The organism is Streptomyces sp. NBC_00569, assembly GCF_036345255.1.
Lineage (GTDB): Bacteria > Actinomycetota > Actinomycetes > Streptomycetales > Streptomycetaceae > Streptomyces.
Window position 1 is genome coordinate 2,324,116 of the sequence record NZ_CP107783.1, and the last position, 14,891, is coordinate 2,339,006.

General features: G+C 68.3%; 12 protein-coding genes and 2 pseudogenes. 12 read left to right on the forward strand and 2 right to left on the reverse strand.

Going from position 1 to position 14,891, the window contains the following annotated elements; translation table 11 throughout:
* Window positions 1–8: 8 nt before the first annotated feature.
* Window positions 9–416 carry an FKBP-type peptidyl-prolyl cis-trans isomerase gene (locus OHO83_RS10665; RefSeq protein WP_329432986.1) on the forward strand — a complete coding sequence of 136 codons (408 nt, stop codon included), beginning with the start codon at window positions 9–11 and terminating at the stop codon, window positions 414–416.
* A 192-nt stretch (window positions 417–608) separates the two neighbouring features.
* Window positions 609–1,379 carry a transposase family protein gene (locus OHO83_RS10670; RefSeq protein WP_330279327.1) on the forward strand — a complete coding sequence of 257 codons (771 nt, stop codon included), beginning with the start codon at window positions 609–611 and terminating at the stop codon, window positions 1,377–1,379.
* Here OHO83_RS10670 and OHO83_RS10675 read toward each other — a convergent pair.
* Both OHO83_RS10675 and OHO83_RS10680 read right to left on the reverse strand, forming a co-directional pair.
* Window positions 1,301–2,050 carry an SDR family NAD(P)-dependent oxidoreductase gene (locus OHO83_RS10675; protein WP_329432988.1) on the reverse strand — a complete coding sequence of 250 codons (750 nt, stop codon included), beginning with the start codon at window positions 2,048–2,050 and terminating at the stop codon, window positions 1,301–1,303. The two genes, OHO83_RS10670 and OHO83_RS10675, sit on opposite strands and share 79 nt — an antisense overlap.
* A gap of 1,039 nt (window positions 2,051–3,089) precedes the next feature.
* Window positions 3,090–3,989, reverse strand: coding sequence for a LysR family transcriptional regulator (locus tag OHO83_RS10680; protein WP_330279328.1), 900 nt, complete (start codon window positions 3,987–3,989; stop codon window positions 3,090–3,092).
* A gap of 131 nt (window positions 3,990–4,120) precedes the next feature.
* On the opposite strand from OHO83_RS10680, the gene OHO83_RS10685 reads away from it, so the two are divergent.
* The 10 genes and pseudogenes from OHO83_RS10685 to OHO83_RS10725 all read left to right on the forward strand — a co-directional run bounded on the left by OHO83_RS10685 (window position 4,121) and on the right by OHO83_RS10725 (window position 14,818).
* A complete protein-coding gene (locus OHO83_RS10685) occupies window positions 4,121–5,302 on the forward strand; it encodes a CaiB/BaiF CoA transferase family protein (RefSeq protein WP_329432991.1) in 1,182 nt (393 codons plus the stop codon).
* Between the two features lie 19 nt (window positions 5,303–5,321).
* Complete coding sequence (locus tag OHO83_RS10690; protein ID WP_329432992.1) at window positions 5,322–6,629, forward strand: SLC13 family permease; 1,308 nt, start codon at window positions 5,322–5,324, stop codon at window positions 6,627–6,629.
* 437 nt (window positions 6,630–7,066) lie between these two features.
* Window positions 7,067–8,165, forward strand: a pseudogene (locus tag OHO83_RS10695) (integrase core domain-containing protein).
* 64 nt (window positions 8,166–8,229) lie between these two features.
* Window positions 8,230–8,433, forward strand: a pseudogene (locus tag OHO83_RS47000) (FAD-dependent oxidoreductase); the annotation flags it as partial.
* 3 nt (window positions 8,434–8,436) lie between these two features.
* Complete coding sequence (locus OHO83_RS10700) at window positions 8,437–8,793, forward strand: hypothetical protein (protein ID WP_330279329.1); 357 nt, start codon at window positions 8,437–8,439, stop codon at window positions 8,791–8,793.
* Between the two features lie 6 nt (window positions 8,794–8,799).
* Window positions 8,800–9,111: a trypco2 family protein gene (locus tag OHO83_RS10705; protein WP_266675602.1), complete on the forward strand. Its 312-nt coding sequence runs from the start codon at window positions 8,800–8,802 to the stop codon at window positions 9,109–9,111.
* 39 nt (window positions 9,112–9,150) lie between these two features.
* Complete coding sequence (locus OHO83_RS10710; protein ID WP_330279330.1) at window positions 9,151–13,023, forward strand: trypsin-like peptidase domain-containing protein; 3,873 nt, start codon at window positions 9,151–9,153, stop codon at window positions 13,021–13,023.
* A gap of 172 nt (window positions 13,024–13,195) precedes the next feature.
* Window positions 13,196–13,336 (forward strand): hypothetical protein, encoded by a 141-nt coding sequence (locus OHO83_RS10715; RefSeq protein WP_330279331.1) that lies wholly within the window; start codon window positions 13,196–13,198, stop codon window positions 13,334–13,336.
* A 769-nt stretch (window positions 13,337–14,105) separates the two neighbouring features.
* Window positions 14,106–14,441 (forward strand): orotate phosphoribosyltransferase, encoded by a 336-nt coding sequence (locus OHO83_RS10720; RefSeq protein WP_329432997.1) that lies wholly within the window; start codon window positions 14,106–14,108, stop codon window positions 14,439–14,441.
* Between the two features lie 167 nt (window positions 14,442–14,608).
* Entirely contained in the window at window positions 14,609–14,818 is a 210-nt protein-coding gene (locus OHO83_RS10725; RefSeq protein ID WP_329432999.1) for a hypothetical protein, read from the forward strand.
* Window positions 14,819–14,891: the final 73 nt, after the last annotated feature.

Here is a 14,891-nt window from a genome sequence, read left to right on the forward strand (position 1 = left end):
AGGCGGCAATGAGTGAACTGACGAAGCCCGAGGTCGACGTTCCGGAGGGTGACGCTCCTACCGAGCTGACCATCCGGGACCTGGTCGTCGGGGACGGAGCTGAGGTGAAGCCGGGCATGGTGGTCAGGGTCCACTACGTCGGGGTGACCTTCGAGTCCGGGAAGGAGTTCGATGCCTCCTGGGACCGGGGCCAGCCGTTCAAGTTCGCCCTGGGCAGTGGCAAGGTCATCAAGGGCTGGGACCGGGGGGTGAGGGGGATGAAGGTCGGCGGTCGGCGCGAGATCATCGTTCCCCCGCGTCTCGGCTACGGCAATCAGTCGCCCTCGCCCTTGATCCCGGCGGGCTCGACCCTGGTCTTCGTGGTGGACCTGCTGGACTCGTATTCCAGCACAACCGGGTGGAGCAGCGCCTGGTGACCGGCTGGGAGTGCGTCCGGTCCCGGCGGACGGGCGCTCGCGGTACTCCGCCATGACCAGCGGCTTCTCGACATGGCCAGCGGCAACGGTGTCTCCCCGGCCACGGTGCGCCGCTGGGTGCTGGAGGTGTGCACGCTGCTCGCCGCCCGGCCGAGCGCCCGGATCGGGCGCTGAAGAGAATCGTCCGAAAGGGTGGGGAGGTGGTGCTGCTGGACGGCACCCTTATCCGCAACCCGGCGCCGCACCGGAGCGGCCAACCAGCGCAACTACTCCGGCAAACACAAGGCCCACGGCCTGCTGTTCCTGGCCCTCACCTATGAGAAGGGCCGCCGACTGGTGTGGATCTCCGCCGCACGGCCCGGCCGGTCCTCGGAGATCACCACCGCCCGCCACAACAAGCTCATCGAACACCTGCGGGTGGCGTGCCTCGGCGCGCTCGGCGACCTCGGCTTCATAGGCCGGGACGACGACCCGGACAACCCGGTGCTCATCACCGGCTACAAGGCCGCCCGCACCAAGCCGCTGACCAGCGCGAAGAACGAAGTCAACAAGCTGATCGCGTGGGAAAGGGCCGTCTGCGAGCACGCCTCCTCCCACCGGAAAAGCTGGCGAATCCTCACAAGCTCCGCCTCGACACCCGCCACGCCACCACGCTGCTGCGGGCGCTGCTCGTACTCACGAACCACGAAGTCGCCCGCTGACAGACGATTCAGCATCGACACTCGCCCACGACCAGCGCGAGTACCCAATCACCCACCCATTCCAGCCTCCAGACCAGCAACTTCAAGATTAACGATCTTCAATGGCGAGATCCCCATGCCGGTGCAACGAGCATGGAGTCGGGTTGGTCGCGCGCCGGTCGGCTGCGGACCGGTAACGGACCGTCAACGCCCTAGCGCTGCGCCCCCGTTCACATGCACGATCTGCGCCGTCATGTACGCCGCTTCAGATGACGCCAAATAGTGCACCGCGGCGGCGATGTCCGAGGGCCGGCCCGCCTGGCCGGTCAGCGACTGCTTGGTCCGGGCGGTGACGAACTCGGGCGTGGCCCGGTCGCCGAAGAACTCGGTGTCGGCGACGAAGCCTGGAGCGACCGCGTTCACGGTGATGCCCTGCGGGCCGAGCTTCTGCGCCAGGTCGACGGTGTAGGTGTTGACGGTGGCCTTGGAGCCGCCGTACGAACCGGGGCCGCGCAGCGCGGCGATAGACGACATCTGGATGATCCGGCCGCCGGGCCGGGTGAGGTGCGGCAGCAGCCCTTCGGTGAGCAGCACGGCGGTGAGCACGTTGGCCTCGAAGTTGCGGCGGAAGCTGTCCGCGATGCCTTCGAGGGTGCCGTCGTGGGCTGGTGCGACGTTGCCGCCGGCGTTGGCGACGACCACGTCGACCTGCGCGCCGCCCGCGGTGCAGAACTCCACGGCTCTACGGGCCTGGCCGGGATCGCTCAGATCGGCGGCGACCCAGGAGGCCGTTCCCGCACCGTGCGCGGCGTCGAGCTCTCCGGCGGCCTTCTCCAGAGGCCCCTCGCGCCGCCCGATGAGGACGACGTGGTCGCCGTCCGCCGCAAAGACCTCGGCCACCGCCCGCCCGATCCCCGTACCGCCCCCCGACACCACGACCCTGCGCTGCCCCACAACCCCACCCCATGTCCTCGTTTATGAATGACGGTCACATCTCTGCCCGCCGCACGGTACGACCGCGGGTCGTCGGCGTCAACGGGCAGGTGCCGCGGGCTCCTCACCCGGATGACGGAGCCGCGATCCGCTCCCACATGCCCAACATCCGCCCCTTCGCCCCAGGTCACCGATCCGGAACGGATCGTAAGAAGCGCCGCACGGCGCGCACAGCAAAACCGCCCGGCCCGAAGCGACAGACGATCTACAGCACAGACATCCGCCCGCGATCAGCGCGAGTACCCTGCAGAACAGTCACACCAGCCCCGTGACCAGCAACTTCAAGATGAACGACCTTCAATGCCTTCGTGATTGTGAAGCGAACTGACGTCGAGTCCGGGAAGGACTGGCATGAGCATGTGTGGTTGAAGAATGACTACACCTACCAGTTGGAGTTCCGGGACGGGAGTGCCGCTGAGCGCTATCAGACTCGGACGATCTCCCAGGCGAGAGTGATCGACGCTCTGAGCTGGGTGGGCTGAGAGCCGCCAGGGCTGGAAGGACGCCTTCATGCGGAACAACATCGGCGACTGGTTCGAAAACGCCGAATGACCCCGTCGCCTGATGCAATAGGGTCAGCGGCGTGCTGAGCTCAGTCGCGGCGCATGGGGATGACGTCGGGGCTGGCCGCTGGGACGGTGGGTCGCGCGCCTTCGGAGGTCGCCAACAACGCGACGATGGTGATTCGTTTGTCGCATGGGGCAGTGGCGGATCGCGGTCGGTGCCAGGGGGCGCTGGTAGAGGTGGCTCGGCGGCACCCCCGCGCGGAGCTGGGCGTACTCGTTCAACACGGTGCGCAGGCGGCGCTGGCCGAAGAGGAGCGCCAACTCCAACCGCCCCGGCCCGACCACCCCATCGCCGACCTCTCTCACAAGCCGATCAAACGCCGACCGATCCTCGGCGGCCTTATCAACAAGTACGAGGGAGCGGCGTAGAGATGCAGGTCAGCGCCACTGGCCGAGTTCTGGAACCCCACAGGGCGCGCGGGCCGGCAGAGGCATCAGAGCCGAAGTGTCCCGATGCTCTGCAACTCCTGGGCGCGAGCACTGATCAGTCGCCGCACGATCGTGGCGGGCCGTGACGGTTGACTGTCCGTGCGCTGAACCTGGCTGATCTCGACCGGCTCGGCGTCCACCAGGGGGAGCCACACCAAGTCCGCGATGGGTTCTCGGGTGTTGAAGTGCGCGAGGAGCCCGACCCCGGCCCCCTGGGCGACCATCGTCTGGACCGAACGGGCCGACATCGCCTCGACCCTCGCTTCGGCGTCGGGGAGGTGTTCGCGCAGCCGCTGGTGCAGAACGGTTCCGGGTCTCATGGTAACGACCGGCCACTTGCCGAGCTCGCCCCACGTGACTGCACGGTGTTGGGCGAGCGGGTGGTCGAGGCGGGTCTGGACGCTGAGGGGAGCCGTCATGAGTCGGCGCCGTGAGAGACCACTCGGTGGGGGCCCGGCCGGGGTGGTGACCACTCCGAGATCCAAGTCACCGCTGAGCACCGCGCGTTCGACGTCGCCGGACGGCCCTTCGTGCACGGAGAACCGCAGGCCCGGATGGTCCGCGACGAGCCGTCCCACGACCGGAGCGACGATCGTCTCGACGGTCACCGATCCGCCACCGATGGACACCCGACCCTGATAGGTCCCGTTGGAAGCCAGGGCCGCCTCGCGCACTGCGTCCTCGGCCGCAACGAGCCGCGTGAACGGGCCGATCAGCGCCTCCCCGGCCGAACTGGCACGCACACCTCCCCGGCTTCGGGTCAGCAGGACCGCATCGAGCTCCTCTTCCAGCATGGTGAGTTGCTGTCCGATGGTGGGCTGGCTGACGCCGCAGGCCGCCGCCGCCGAGCGAAGAGATCCGGTGCGGACCGCGGCGAGATAGTACCGGGCGCGTTCGACTCGCATGGACAGATGTTATAGCCGTTACCTTTCACCGGGTCCAGTGATCGGCATCTTCCCACGGCGATCACGGCGCGACATCGTGGCGCGGGTCACGAACGGACGTGACATGCCGGTTTCCTGTGAAAGGAATTTTCGTGCCTGGGCCCCTCAACGGTGTACGTGTTCTGGACATCTCGACCGTCCTTGCCGGTCCCCTCGCCTCCTCTCTGCTCGCCGAGTTCGGCGCCGAGGTCATCAAGGTCGAGCAGCCCGGAACCGGCGACCCCGCCCGCAGCTACCCGCCGCTCGAGGACGGGGTGTCCGCCGGCTGGGCGGTCATCGGCCGCAACAAGTCGAGCGTGACCGTCGACCTGCACCACCCGGACGCCGCGGGTCTCGTCGGGCGACTTGTCGAGACGGCCGATGTCGTGGTGACCAACTTCCGGCCGGCGACCCTGCGCCGATTCGCCATCGACTTCGACGACCTCGTAGTGCATCGGCCCGATCTCGTGATGGTGCACGTGAGCGCCTTCGGTCGCACCGGCCCCTACGCGGACCGCCCCGGATTCGCCCGTGTCGCCGAGGCCTTCGCCGGACTGACCCACCGCACCGGGTTCCCCGACGGCCCGCCGGTGTTCGCAGGCTATCCGGTCGCCGACGGGGTCACCGGAATCTACGCCGCCTTCGCCGCAATGCTCGCCCTACGCCAGCGCGACCTGACCGGCGAGCCCCAACTCGCCGACATCGGTCTGTACGAGCCGCTGCTGCGGATGATGGAGGACTTCATCGTCGACTACGGCGCGACCGGCACGGCCCGTGAACGCCAGGGCAACGAGAACCCCCACATCAGCCCCAACAACCTCTACCGCACGCGCGACGGTCGGTGGCTGGCGCTGCCCGCATCGACCGAGCAGATGTGGCGCAGACTCGTCGCCGTGATGGACGCGCCGGACCTGGCGGCCTACGACTCGATGACTGCCCGGATCGAACACCGCGCGGAGATCGAGGGCCGGGTGGCCGACTTCGTCGCCTCCCGCGATCTTCGGCCCCTGGCCGAGCTGTTGGACGCGGCGGGGGTGGCCTGCGGGCCGGTCAACACGGCCGCCGACATCTGTGCCGACCCTCATGTGCGGGCCCGCGGCTCGGTGGTCGAGGTGACCGATGCGCACGACGGACGTACCCGCCTGGTGCAGGGGTCCGCCGGACGCTTCTCCGGGTTCGAGCAGACGATCGACCGCAGCGCACCGCGTCTGGGCGAGCACACGCATGCCGTCCTCAAGGACCTCGGCCTGACCGAGGACACCGTCGACGCCCTCGCCGACCGCGGCGTCATCTGAACCAGGAAGGCATCCGCCCATGTCCATGGCCGACGTCTCCATCGTCGTTCTCGTCGCCCTCTTCGTCGCGACACTGGTTCCGCGGTTCAACATCGGACTCGCGGCTCTCCCGGCCGCCTTCCTGGTCGGCCTCGCCGCGGACCGCAGCGCCGACGAGGTGACCTCCTTCTTCCCCGGCGACTTCTTCGTACTGCTCGTCGGGATCACCGCGTTGTTCGCCGTCGCGCAGATCAACGGCACGCTCGACTGGCTCCTCGACGGCATCCTCCGTCTCGTGGGCGGACGAGCGCTGTTGGTGGCTCTTGTCCCGTTCCTGATCGGTGCCGTGCTGACGGCGGTCGGCACCCTCCCGGCTGCGGCCACCGCGATCGTCGCGCCGATCGCGCTCGGCATCGCCGCGCGCTACGGAATACCTCCGTTCATCGCGGCCATCCTCGGTATCACCGGCATCATCAGCGGTCTCCTGTCACCGCTCGCCGTCTACGGCACCAGCGCGAGCCGGCTCGGCGCCAAGCTGGGTCTCGAACTTCCGGGCTCCGCCCCGGTCGGCTTCTTCCTCGGCGGACTCTTGGCCGGCCTCGTGGTCTCGACGGTGTGCCTCGTCGTCGCATTCCGCATCGGGGCCATGCCCCGTGGTCACCTCACGCCGGTCGGGCCCCCGGCGGCGACCGCGTCCGCGGGCCTCGACGCGGGCCCAGCCGCCGAGTCAACGCGCGAGGAGCCCATAGGACGAATGGCCTCGCCGACTGCGGCCCGTGTCCTGACCCTCGTATGCCTGCTGGCCGTTGTGGTGCTGTCGGTCGGCTTCGACATCAACATCGGCTACCTCGGGCTCACCGCCGCGGTGGTCCAGCAACTCGCACTGCGGATCGAGCCGACCGAGATCATCTCGCGTGTCCCCTGGAACATCGTGTTGCTCATCGGGGGCCTGCTCACCTACGTCGGCCTGATGCAGGAACTGGGCGCCTTCACTCGGATCAGCGAGCTGCTGCGGGTAGAGGGATCGCCGATGCTGAGCCTGCTCGTCCTGTGCTACATCGCGGGAGTCACGTCCTTCGCCGCGAGTTCCATCGCCGTCTTCGCCACCACGATGCCACTGGTCCCCGCGGTGGTCGCCGAAGGCGCTTCCCCGGTCGGCGCCGTCCTCGCGGTCGCGTTGGCGTCGATTCTGGTCGACATCAACCCGCTGGGCATCACCGGCGGCCTGATCCTCGGCGCCGCTCGCGCCGAAGACCGCCCTCGCCTCTTCCGACACCTGCTGACCTGCGGCCTCGTCTCGGTGGTCGTAGGCCCTGCGTTGGCCTGTTTCGCCTTTGGGTGGTGGTGACGGGGCACCGCACAGCGGCATCAACTGCTCCTCACTTCGGGTGCATATCTTGCAGGGGTGACTCGTTGGCATGGTCAGAAGGGATTTGTTACGTCTGCGATCAACGTGCCCTCCCATCGTCGGCGGTGAGCCGCCCGTTGTCGGAGCGGGCCGGCGTGGTCGTGAGGGGCGGGATGTCGTGCCGTCGGTGATGGAAGCGCTTGAGATCAGGGAGGCTGCGGCGCGTGGCCGGGTCGAGGAGCTGCGTGAGCAGTTGGAGCCGGCCGAGTCGGACGTGTCCCGGCTGGTGATCACCCGGCAGACGGTGGAGGAGGTGCAGGCTGTGCCCTTGCCGATAACCACATCCGCACTGTTGGAAGGCGGTGCACGGATTGATCGCGGTCGGCCGGGATCGCGTGCGGGTGAGGTTGGTGATCAACGCGGCACGATGGTCCACCGTGCTGCTGCGACTGGCCTATCTGGGTGTGACGAACGCGTTCGCGATGCTGCGCCTGCTGCCGATGGGCGACAGGGAGAAGGACAAGGAGATCCTCGCCCTGCGCCATCAGATCGCGGTGTTGGAGCGCCAACTGGGCAAGGAGAAGGTCCGGTTCACCCCGAGCGATCGGGCGTTCTTGGCGGCGCTGCTGCACCGGCTGCCACTGGACGTGCTGCGCAGGCTGCGACTGCTGGTCCGGCCGGATACGGTGCTGCGTTGGCACCGTGACCTGGTCGCGCGCCACCATGCGGCCCAGTCCCGGCCCAAACGCCCTGGACGGCCGCGCACGGTGAGCTCCATCCGCGCCCTGGTGTGGCGCCTGGCTCGGGAGAATCCCAACTGGGGGTACAGACGCCTGCACGGCGAACTGCTCGTGCTGGGGGTGAAGGTGGCCGGCTCCACTGTCTGGGAGATTTTGAAGGATGCCGGTATCGACCCGGCGCCCGAACGGATCTCCAGTACCTGGGCCGATTTCCTACGCTCCCAGGCCGACGCCTTACTGGCGTGGGACTTCCCGGAGACGGTCACCTTGTCCGGGGCGCGGATCTACGTGTTCGCGGCGATCGAGCACGGCAGTCGCCGTATCCGGGTCATGGGCGCGACCGCGCATCCAACCGCCTCCTGGGTGGTGCAAGCCACGAAGAACCTCGTCATGGACTTGGAGGATGTGAGCTGCCGGGCCCGGTTCTTGATCCGTGACCGCGACGGCAAGTTCCCCGCCCAGTTCGACGCCGTCCTGGCGGATGCGGGGATCGAAGTTGTGCTCAGCGGCGTTCAGATGCCGAGAATGAACTCGATCATGGAGAGATGGGTGCAGACCTGCCGCCGTGAGCTCCTGGGCCGAACCTTGATCTGGAACCAGCGGCACCTGCTCCACGCCCTGCGCGAGTTCGAACAGTTCTACAACGGAACACCGCCCGCACCAGGGCACCGCGAACGCCGCCCCGCTCCATCCCTTGCCTGCGCCCATCGCCGATCCGGACAAGATAGCCCGCCTCGACATACGCCGATGCGATCGCCTGGGCGGCATCCTCCATGAGTACCAACATGCCGCATAACGTGCGTGGATGAGGTTCTCGGCGAGGTCAAGGTCAAGGTCAAGGTCAAGGAGGCGCCGGAGTCGCCGGAGTGACCACGGCGCGTGAGCTGGCTACACGTGGGTTCCGGACGTTGGTGGTCGAAGCGTGCCCCGAGGTCGGCGGCCGCGTCCGGACCACGACGCTGTCGAACGGTGAAGCCATCGAGATCGGCGGGACGTACGTCCACTGGCTCAGCCACACCTGTGGTCCGAGATCACCCGCTGCGGTTTCGGCGGCGACGTCGTAGAGGGTGGGGAGGCAACCGAGTTCGTCCTTACGCCGGGGGGCCGGCGGCGGGCTGGAGTGGACCAATGCGGAGGCCCACACCTCGCGGGAGAAGAGCCTGTTCAGTGCCTTCTTCGATGGCTCCGACCAGATCGTCCCGAGGCCTTACCGTCCCGGCCATGCCTCCGACGAGATCGCGGCCGCGGACGGGATGACGATCGCCGACCGTCTCGACCAGATGGCGCTGGATGAGCCGGACCGTGCGTTGATCGAAGCATTCTTCGGCGTCCATACCGTTGTCGGCCCAGAGGTGGGCAGCTACCTCACGGAAGTCCGTTGGTGGGCGCCATCCGCGGTGGTACCGGCGGTACAGTCCAGGTGACGCCGCATGGGAGGTCTTGTGATCGAACTGTCCACGGTCATTCAGGAGCTGCGCACCGAATTGAACACGGCCATCGCGGGCGGGGCCGGTGAGGAACTCCGGTTCGAGCTGGGGCCGATCGAACTCGAGGTCTCAGTGGCGATCACCAAAGAAGGCGGCGGCGGTGCCAAGGTCCGTTTCTGGGTGGTCGACGCGGACGCTCACGGCAAGGTGGCGGGCGCCACGACCCAGCGGATCAAGCTCCAGCTCGAACCCAAGCTCGCAGCCACGGGGAGCCGTCCCGAGGTTTCCGGGCACGCCGTCTCCGGGGAACGCTGACCACAGTTCGGCAGGCGGCAGCGGTTGCGGGGAGGCGCGATGGAGGGACGGCTCGGATTCGCCTCGGCGGGACTCGATCCCGACCGCGTGGCGGAGGTCATCGTCGAGGGGTCTGCAGAGCCGCGGGGTCGCCGGGGGTCCGGCTATCGCATCCGGGCGGGTTTCGTTCTCACCGCTGCCCACGTCGTGCGGGACGCCTCGCTGGTGCGCGTCCGGTTCAGGGCGGACCGGCCGGGTTCCTGGACCGCGGACGGCACGGTTCTATGGCGCAACACCGACGTGGACGTGGCGATCGTGGCGATCGCCGAGGCGGGCCGCCCCGTCGGCGCCGTGGTTCCCGTCCGGTTCGGCGGGATCCAGGACCACGACGGCGATGTGCCGTGCAGCACCATGGGCTTCCCGCGCCACAAACTGCGAAACGATCCCACCGACGCCTCCCACCCGGGCCCTCCTTCGGTCTACCGGGACTCCGCCCACGTCAACGGCACGGTCTCTCCGTGGTCGAATCTGCGCGAGGCAACCCTGTCGATACGGGTCCCGGCGCCGGAGCATGATCCCGATCCACAGCGGTCGCCGTGGGAGGGCATGTCGGGTGCGCCGGTGTGGAGCGGCGGTTGCCTGATCGGGCTGGTGCGGTCCCACCACCGTTCCGACGGGCTCGGGCAACTCGCGGCGAGCCGCGTCGACCACTGGTACCACCGGCTGGACGACACCCAGCTGAGCGAGCTGACCCTGCTGATCGGCCTGCCGCCCCGGGACCAGCTCGCCCAAGTCGCGCTGCCCGGAAGTTCCCACACCCTGCGCGACGAGGCGCTGGAGGCACTGCTGCGCGCCGAGCGCGAGGCGTCGGCGCTGCAGCCCTATCGCATCCCCGGCCTGCGCAGCCCGGAGCTGCGTCAGGTGTACGTCGACCAGTGGGCGGATCGTGAACCAGGCCTGACGGCCGGCTCGGGTACCGAGCCGGGGCTCGCGACCGAGCGGGTTCCGGTGGCCGAGGTGCTCAACGCCCGGCGTCATGTCCTGATCGAGGGCGGCCCCGGTACCGGGAAGTCGACGTTCACGCATCACGTCAGCGGGACGCTGGCCTCGGTCCGGCTCGGCGACGAGGCCGCGGCCGCGGCCGCGGATCTGACGGGAGTGTCCGCGGTGGCCGTTCGCGTCCCAGCCGGGCACCTCGCCGACGACGCACCACTGACGTCATTGCTGCACGCCTCGGTGCGGACCCGGCTGGGCATCCGCCTCACACACGAGCTGCCCGCTGATCTGTTCGCGGCACCGCCGCACGGCGTGCCCTGGCTGCTGCTGGTGGACGGGCTCGACGAGATCCTTGACCCGGTAGCCAGGGAACGGGTCATCACAACCATCGCGCGGGACGCCGCGAATCCTTCCAGCCCCTACCGTTGGGTGGTGACCACCCGCCCCCTGCCGGCCGGAGAACTGGCTCCCTTGCGGAACGCGGGACTGGGTCCATGCACGCTCGCCGCGTTCGACGACGCACAGCTCCAGACACTTGCAGAGGGGTGGCTGGTCGGTCCTTCCGCCGACGAGTCCGGCCGGGCCCGGGTGGAAGAGTTCCTGCGGCAACTCGACGAGAGCGAACTCCGCCAGCTCGCCAGGGCCCCGTTGCTGGCCACCATCACCCTGACCATCTTCCACCGACGCAACAGGCAAGGCCTGCCCACCGGGCGACCGGGACTGTACCGGGAGTTCATCGCGTACCTGCTCACCGGCCGCGACGGCGAGGCCGAGCGCCGTAGGGCGTTCCGGCAGGCCGCGGGGGCTGCCGGCGCAGGCTCGCGCCTCGCGGAGTGGCTCTACCAGAACCGCGTGTCGCTGCTGCAGTTCCTCGCGAACCGCACGCTCTCCACGGAGGCCTCGCTCCTCGCGGAGAGCCTGGCCTGGGTCAGGGCCCACGCACCGGACCCGCCGGACTTCCTGGTGGGGTGGCCCGACATCATCCTCGGTCTGCTGACCGGCACGGGCCTGGTCACCGACGCGGACGGGACGGGCGAACTCCAGTGGGTACACCGGAGCTTCGCCGAGTACCTGGCGGCGCGCGACGCGGCGGAAGCCCTGCCCAGCACATGGCCGGGCACGGACCCTCACGCCGACGCTCTCCTGCGCGAAGCCCTGGAAGGCGTGGGCCAGGACCAGTCCGCGCTCACCCTCGCCTGCTGGGCCGAGCACCGTGACACGGCCGTGGCCCGACTCCTGGACTTTCTCATCGTGTGGAGCGATGCCTACGAGGTCCTACTGAAGCATCATGGCGGCGGAGGCGTGACGGTCAACGACGACAGCAGCCGCGTAGATCAGTACATAGCCCTCGCCGGACGGCTGCTCGCGGAGGGCGTGCCGGTCCCCGCGGCGATGTCAGGGCAGATCCTCGACCGACTCCTCATCCGCGCACGTTCCATCTTCAACGCCCGCTATTTCTGTCAGCTCGTCGCGGCCCAGCCGCAACGCGAGCGTGCCCGCAACGCGCTGATGCGCATGGCCCACGACAACGACCTGTCTGGCGTGATCCGGGCCGACGCGGCGCTGACCGTGGGCCGAATCTTCGGCCTGGACGTCCTGCACGACGCCACTGAGCCACTGCTCGCCCTCGACGGTTCCGAGTCCTTCCTGTACGAGGAGGGGGGCCGGATGGCGTCCATGGGCATCTCGGATGTCCGGGCGATCATCGCCTACAAGATTTCGGCGCTCGGTCATGCGGCCCGTCCCCTCGCCAACGCATTCCTTGATCGCATGGTGCTGGCGGAGGACGACGGCTGGGGTCGCTTCCTGGCGGCGGAGGCTGCCCTCGCGGTCAGCGACTCGGACAGGGCCGCCTCATTTATCACTTCTGTGCCCCCGGGGGCTCACCGCAACATCCCTGGCGAGGTCTCCGTCCTACTTCGCACCGGACGGCAGGACGTGGCGGCGCGGACGGTAGACGCCTGGTTCGCGAGCAGCGCGGAGCGCGATCGGTGGGGGGACGTCCAGGGTCCGTGGGCGGACATCCAGGGGATCGTCGACGTATACGTGGGCGCTGGACTCACCGAGCAAGCCTTGGCAACGGCGCGGCGGACGGTGCCCATGGTGACGAACTCCCGGACGCGGGTGGTGTCGCTCAGCGCTGTCGCCCGGGCCGGCGACCCCGCTCCCGGCCTGGATCTGCTGCACACCGCGTCGCTCGGCAACGACCGTCAGCAGACGTCACCCCCGGTCATCGACCTTAGCGACTGGATCATGCTCGCGCGTGTGATCTCGCGACAGGGCCGAGTCGAGGACGTACGCGAGGCCGTCAACAGACGTCTGATGCGGGATTTTCGTCATTACACCGAGCGGGACGTGTGGTCCATCACCCACCTCTGGGACGTGTGGTCCATCGCCGGCCTCCTGGCCGAGATCAGGGACGAGAGGAACCGACAGATGCTGCTGTGGCTGGCCCGCAACGGCAGCGGCGGGCCACGTAGGGCGGCAGCCGCTGCGCTGTTGGAAACCGACGACCGACAACACGGCATCGAGGCCCTCGTCAGCGAGTCCACCGGGCCACCGGGCCACATCACCAGCGCCGTCGAACTCGTGCATTCCCTTCTCCTTGTCGGGGCCGAGGACCAAGCCGTGTCCCTGCTGCACCGCGCCATCAGCGACATCGCACCGGACAACTCGCATCAGCGCTGTACCGCCTTCGACCTGATGTCCTGGCTGCGTCCGGCCCAAGCCCGCCACGTCCTCCTCGATCTGATCCGCACCGATTCCTTGCACCCCAGGTCTGCTGCGGCTCGACGAGCGTGCCACCGCGCTGATCATGCTCCGCCGAGTCCTCGACCGGCCAGACCCGGAAAGTACGGACCTGCTCAGCGCTGCCAGCCTGTTCGCCTGGACCGGCGAACGGGCCGACGCCATCAGAGCGTACGAACGGATCCTTGAGGAAGCCACTCGCCTCGACAAGCGGAGCGACTCCTATTTCTCCCATGTCGTCATCGCGGCGCAATTCCTGGACTCCGAGGGGCGGCTCGGCGCCGGCCAGTGCGAAGTACTTGCCGCCGCGGCCGCGAGCATTCTGCCTTGGGCCTCCGCTTGGAGGACCACTTTACTCACGGTGACCGGACTGCTCGCCCGCAACGGCGCCACCCCGTCCGCCCTCGCTCTGCTCACCCGCGCCCTCCAGGACGCCCCGGACTCTCATCCTCTGTTCGAGGAGGAGGTCCGTCGTCTCCGCGGCGATGTGGATACGTCGTAGCAGCAGGCACCTTCGCGCACCCGTATCCAGCCGCACAGCGTCAGAAGCTGTGCCTGATGCATCCATTCCAATTGAGGCGGAGCTTCGCATCCTGAAGAAATGCCCGGCCCGGTAGCCTGTGCCGCTCGGAAACTCATCGCCGCTGGTCAGGGGCGGGCCTCCGTACGGCAGCGGGGACTGCGAGCTTAGCCGGATGATCTTGTCGACGGTGGACTCGGTGGTTCGGTGTCTGCTGTCGGTACCAGTCGTGTTGCTGCGCCGAAACGCCTCCAGGGACGCGGAGTTGCTGGCCCTGCAGCACGAGAACGCGGGCTGCGTCGGCAGCTGTCACGGGTGCGGTATGAGCCGGCGGACCGGTTGTGGCTCGCGGCACTGTCTCGCCTGATACCCCGACAGCAGTGGGGAGAGGTCTTCGCGGCTTCCTCTCCGAAGGCCGGCGCTTCGTCAGCGCCTTGCTCCGAGTAAAGGAGACGGCGCCCATGTCTCTGCCGGAGATCCGCTGGGTCGACATCGAAGCGAGCGGCGGCAAGGCCGTGGACGTGATCGCAGCCGCCCTCGCCTGACAGGCTCGGGACCCTGTCAGGTTCCAGAACTCGGCCTGGCTCTATGACCAGTGGCGATGGGTGGAGAGTCCATGGGGAGAACAGCCCCCGCTGGGGAGTATGCGGGGAGTCCCGGCTCCCCCCTGCGGCCTACGGCCGCAGGGGGAGGGTGGGTCTCCTGGCCGTGGCCCTGTGCAGCGAGCCCGTGTCGTGGCTCGACGGGATGCTTGGAAGACTGGCTGCCTGTGACTCATTCTGATCTTGCTCGCCGTATCCATGCCGTCTCTCACCTTCAGGGCCAGTTCACGCTTCGGTCCGGACGCGATGCCACGGAGTACTTCGATAAGTACCGGTTCGAAGGCGATCCCGTTCTTCTGGACGAGATTGCCCAGCGGATGGCACCACTGGTGCCGTCCGACACGGAGGTGCTGGCCAGTCTGGAGATGGGCGGCATTCCGGTGGTGACTGCGCTCGGCCGGCATACGGGTCTGCCCTGCGCGTTCGTGCGCAAGCAGGCCAAGCCGCATGGCACCTGCCGTCTCGCCGAGGGGCGCCGAGACTGAGGGCCGTCGGGTGCTGGTGGTGGAGGACGTGGTCACCAGCGGTGGCCAGATCGTGCTGTCGACCGCGGACTTGCGTGGCCTGGGTGCCCTGTCAGGTTCCAGAACTCGGCCTGGCTCTATGACCAGTGGCGATGGGTGGAGCACTACCTCCAGGGAATGATCTCGGGGTGTCGCTACGTCTGCTCTATTTGATCTTCAGCCGGCTGCTCGGCTGGTTCGCATTGCTCGCCCGTTCCTCCGCGTCCAAGGACGTCGAGCTGCTGGTCCTACGTCATGAGGTCGCTGTGCTGCGCCGCGCGAACCCCAAGCCGCGCTTCGACTGGGCCGACCGCGCGTACCTCGCAGCTCTGGTCCGACAGCTGTGCGGGTGCCGATAAATCATCCGCGCAGGTGAAGGCCCCGATCGTCGATCACAGTCGTGGGCGGTCACGTCACCCACGACTACGCTGT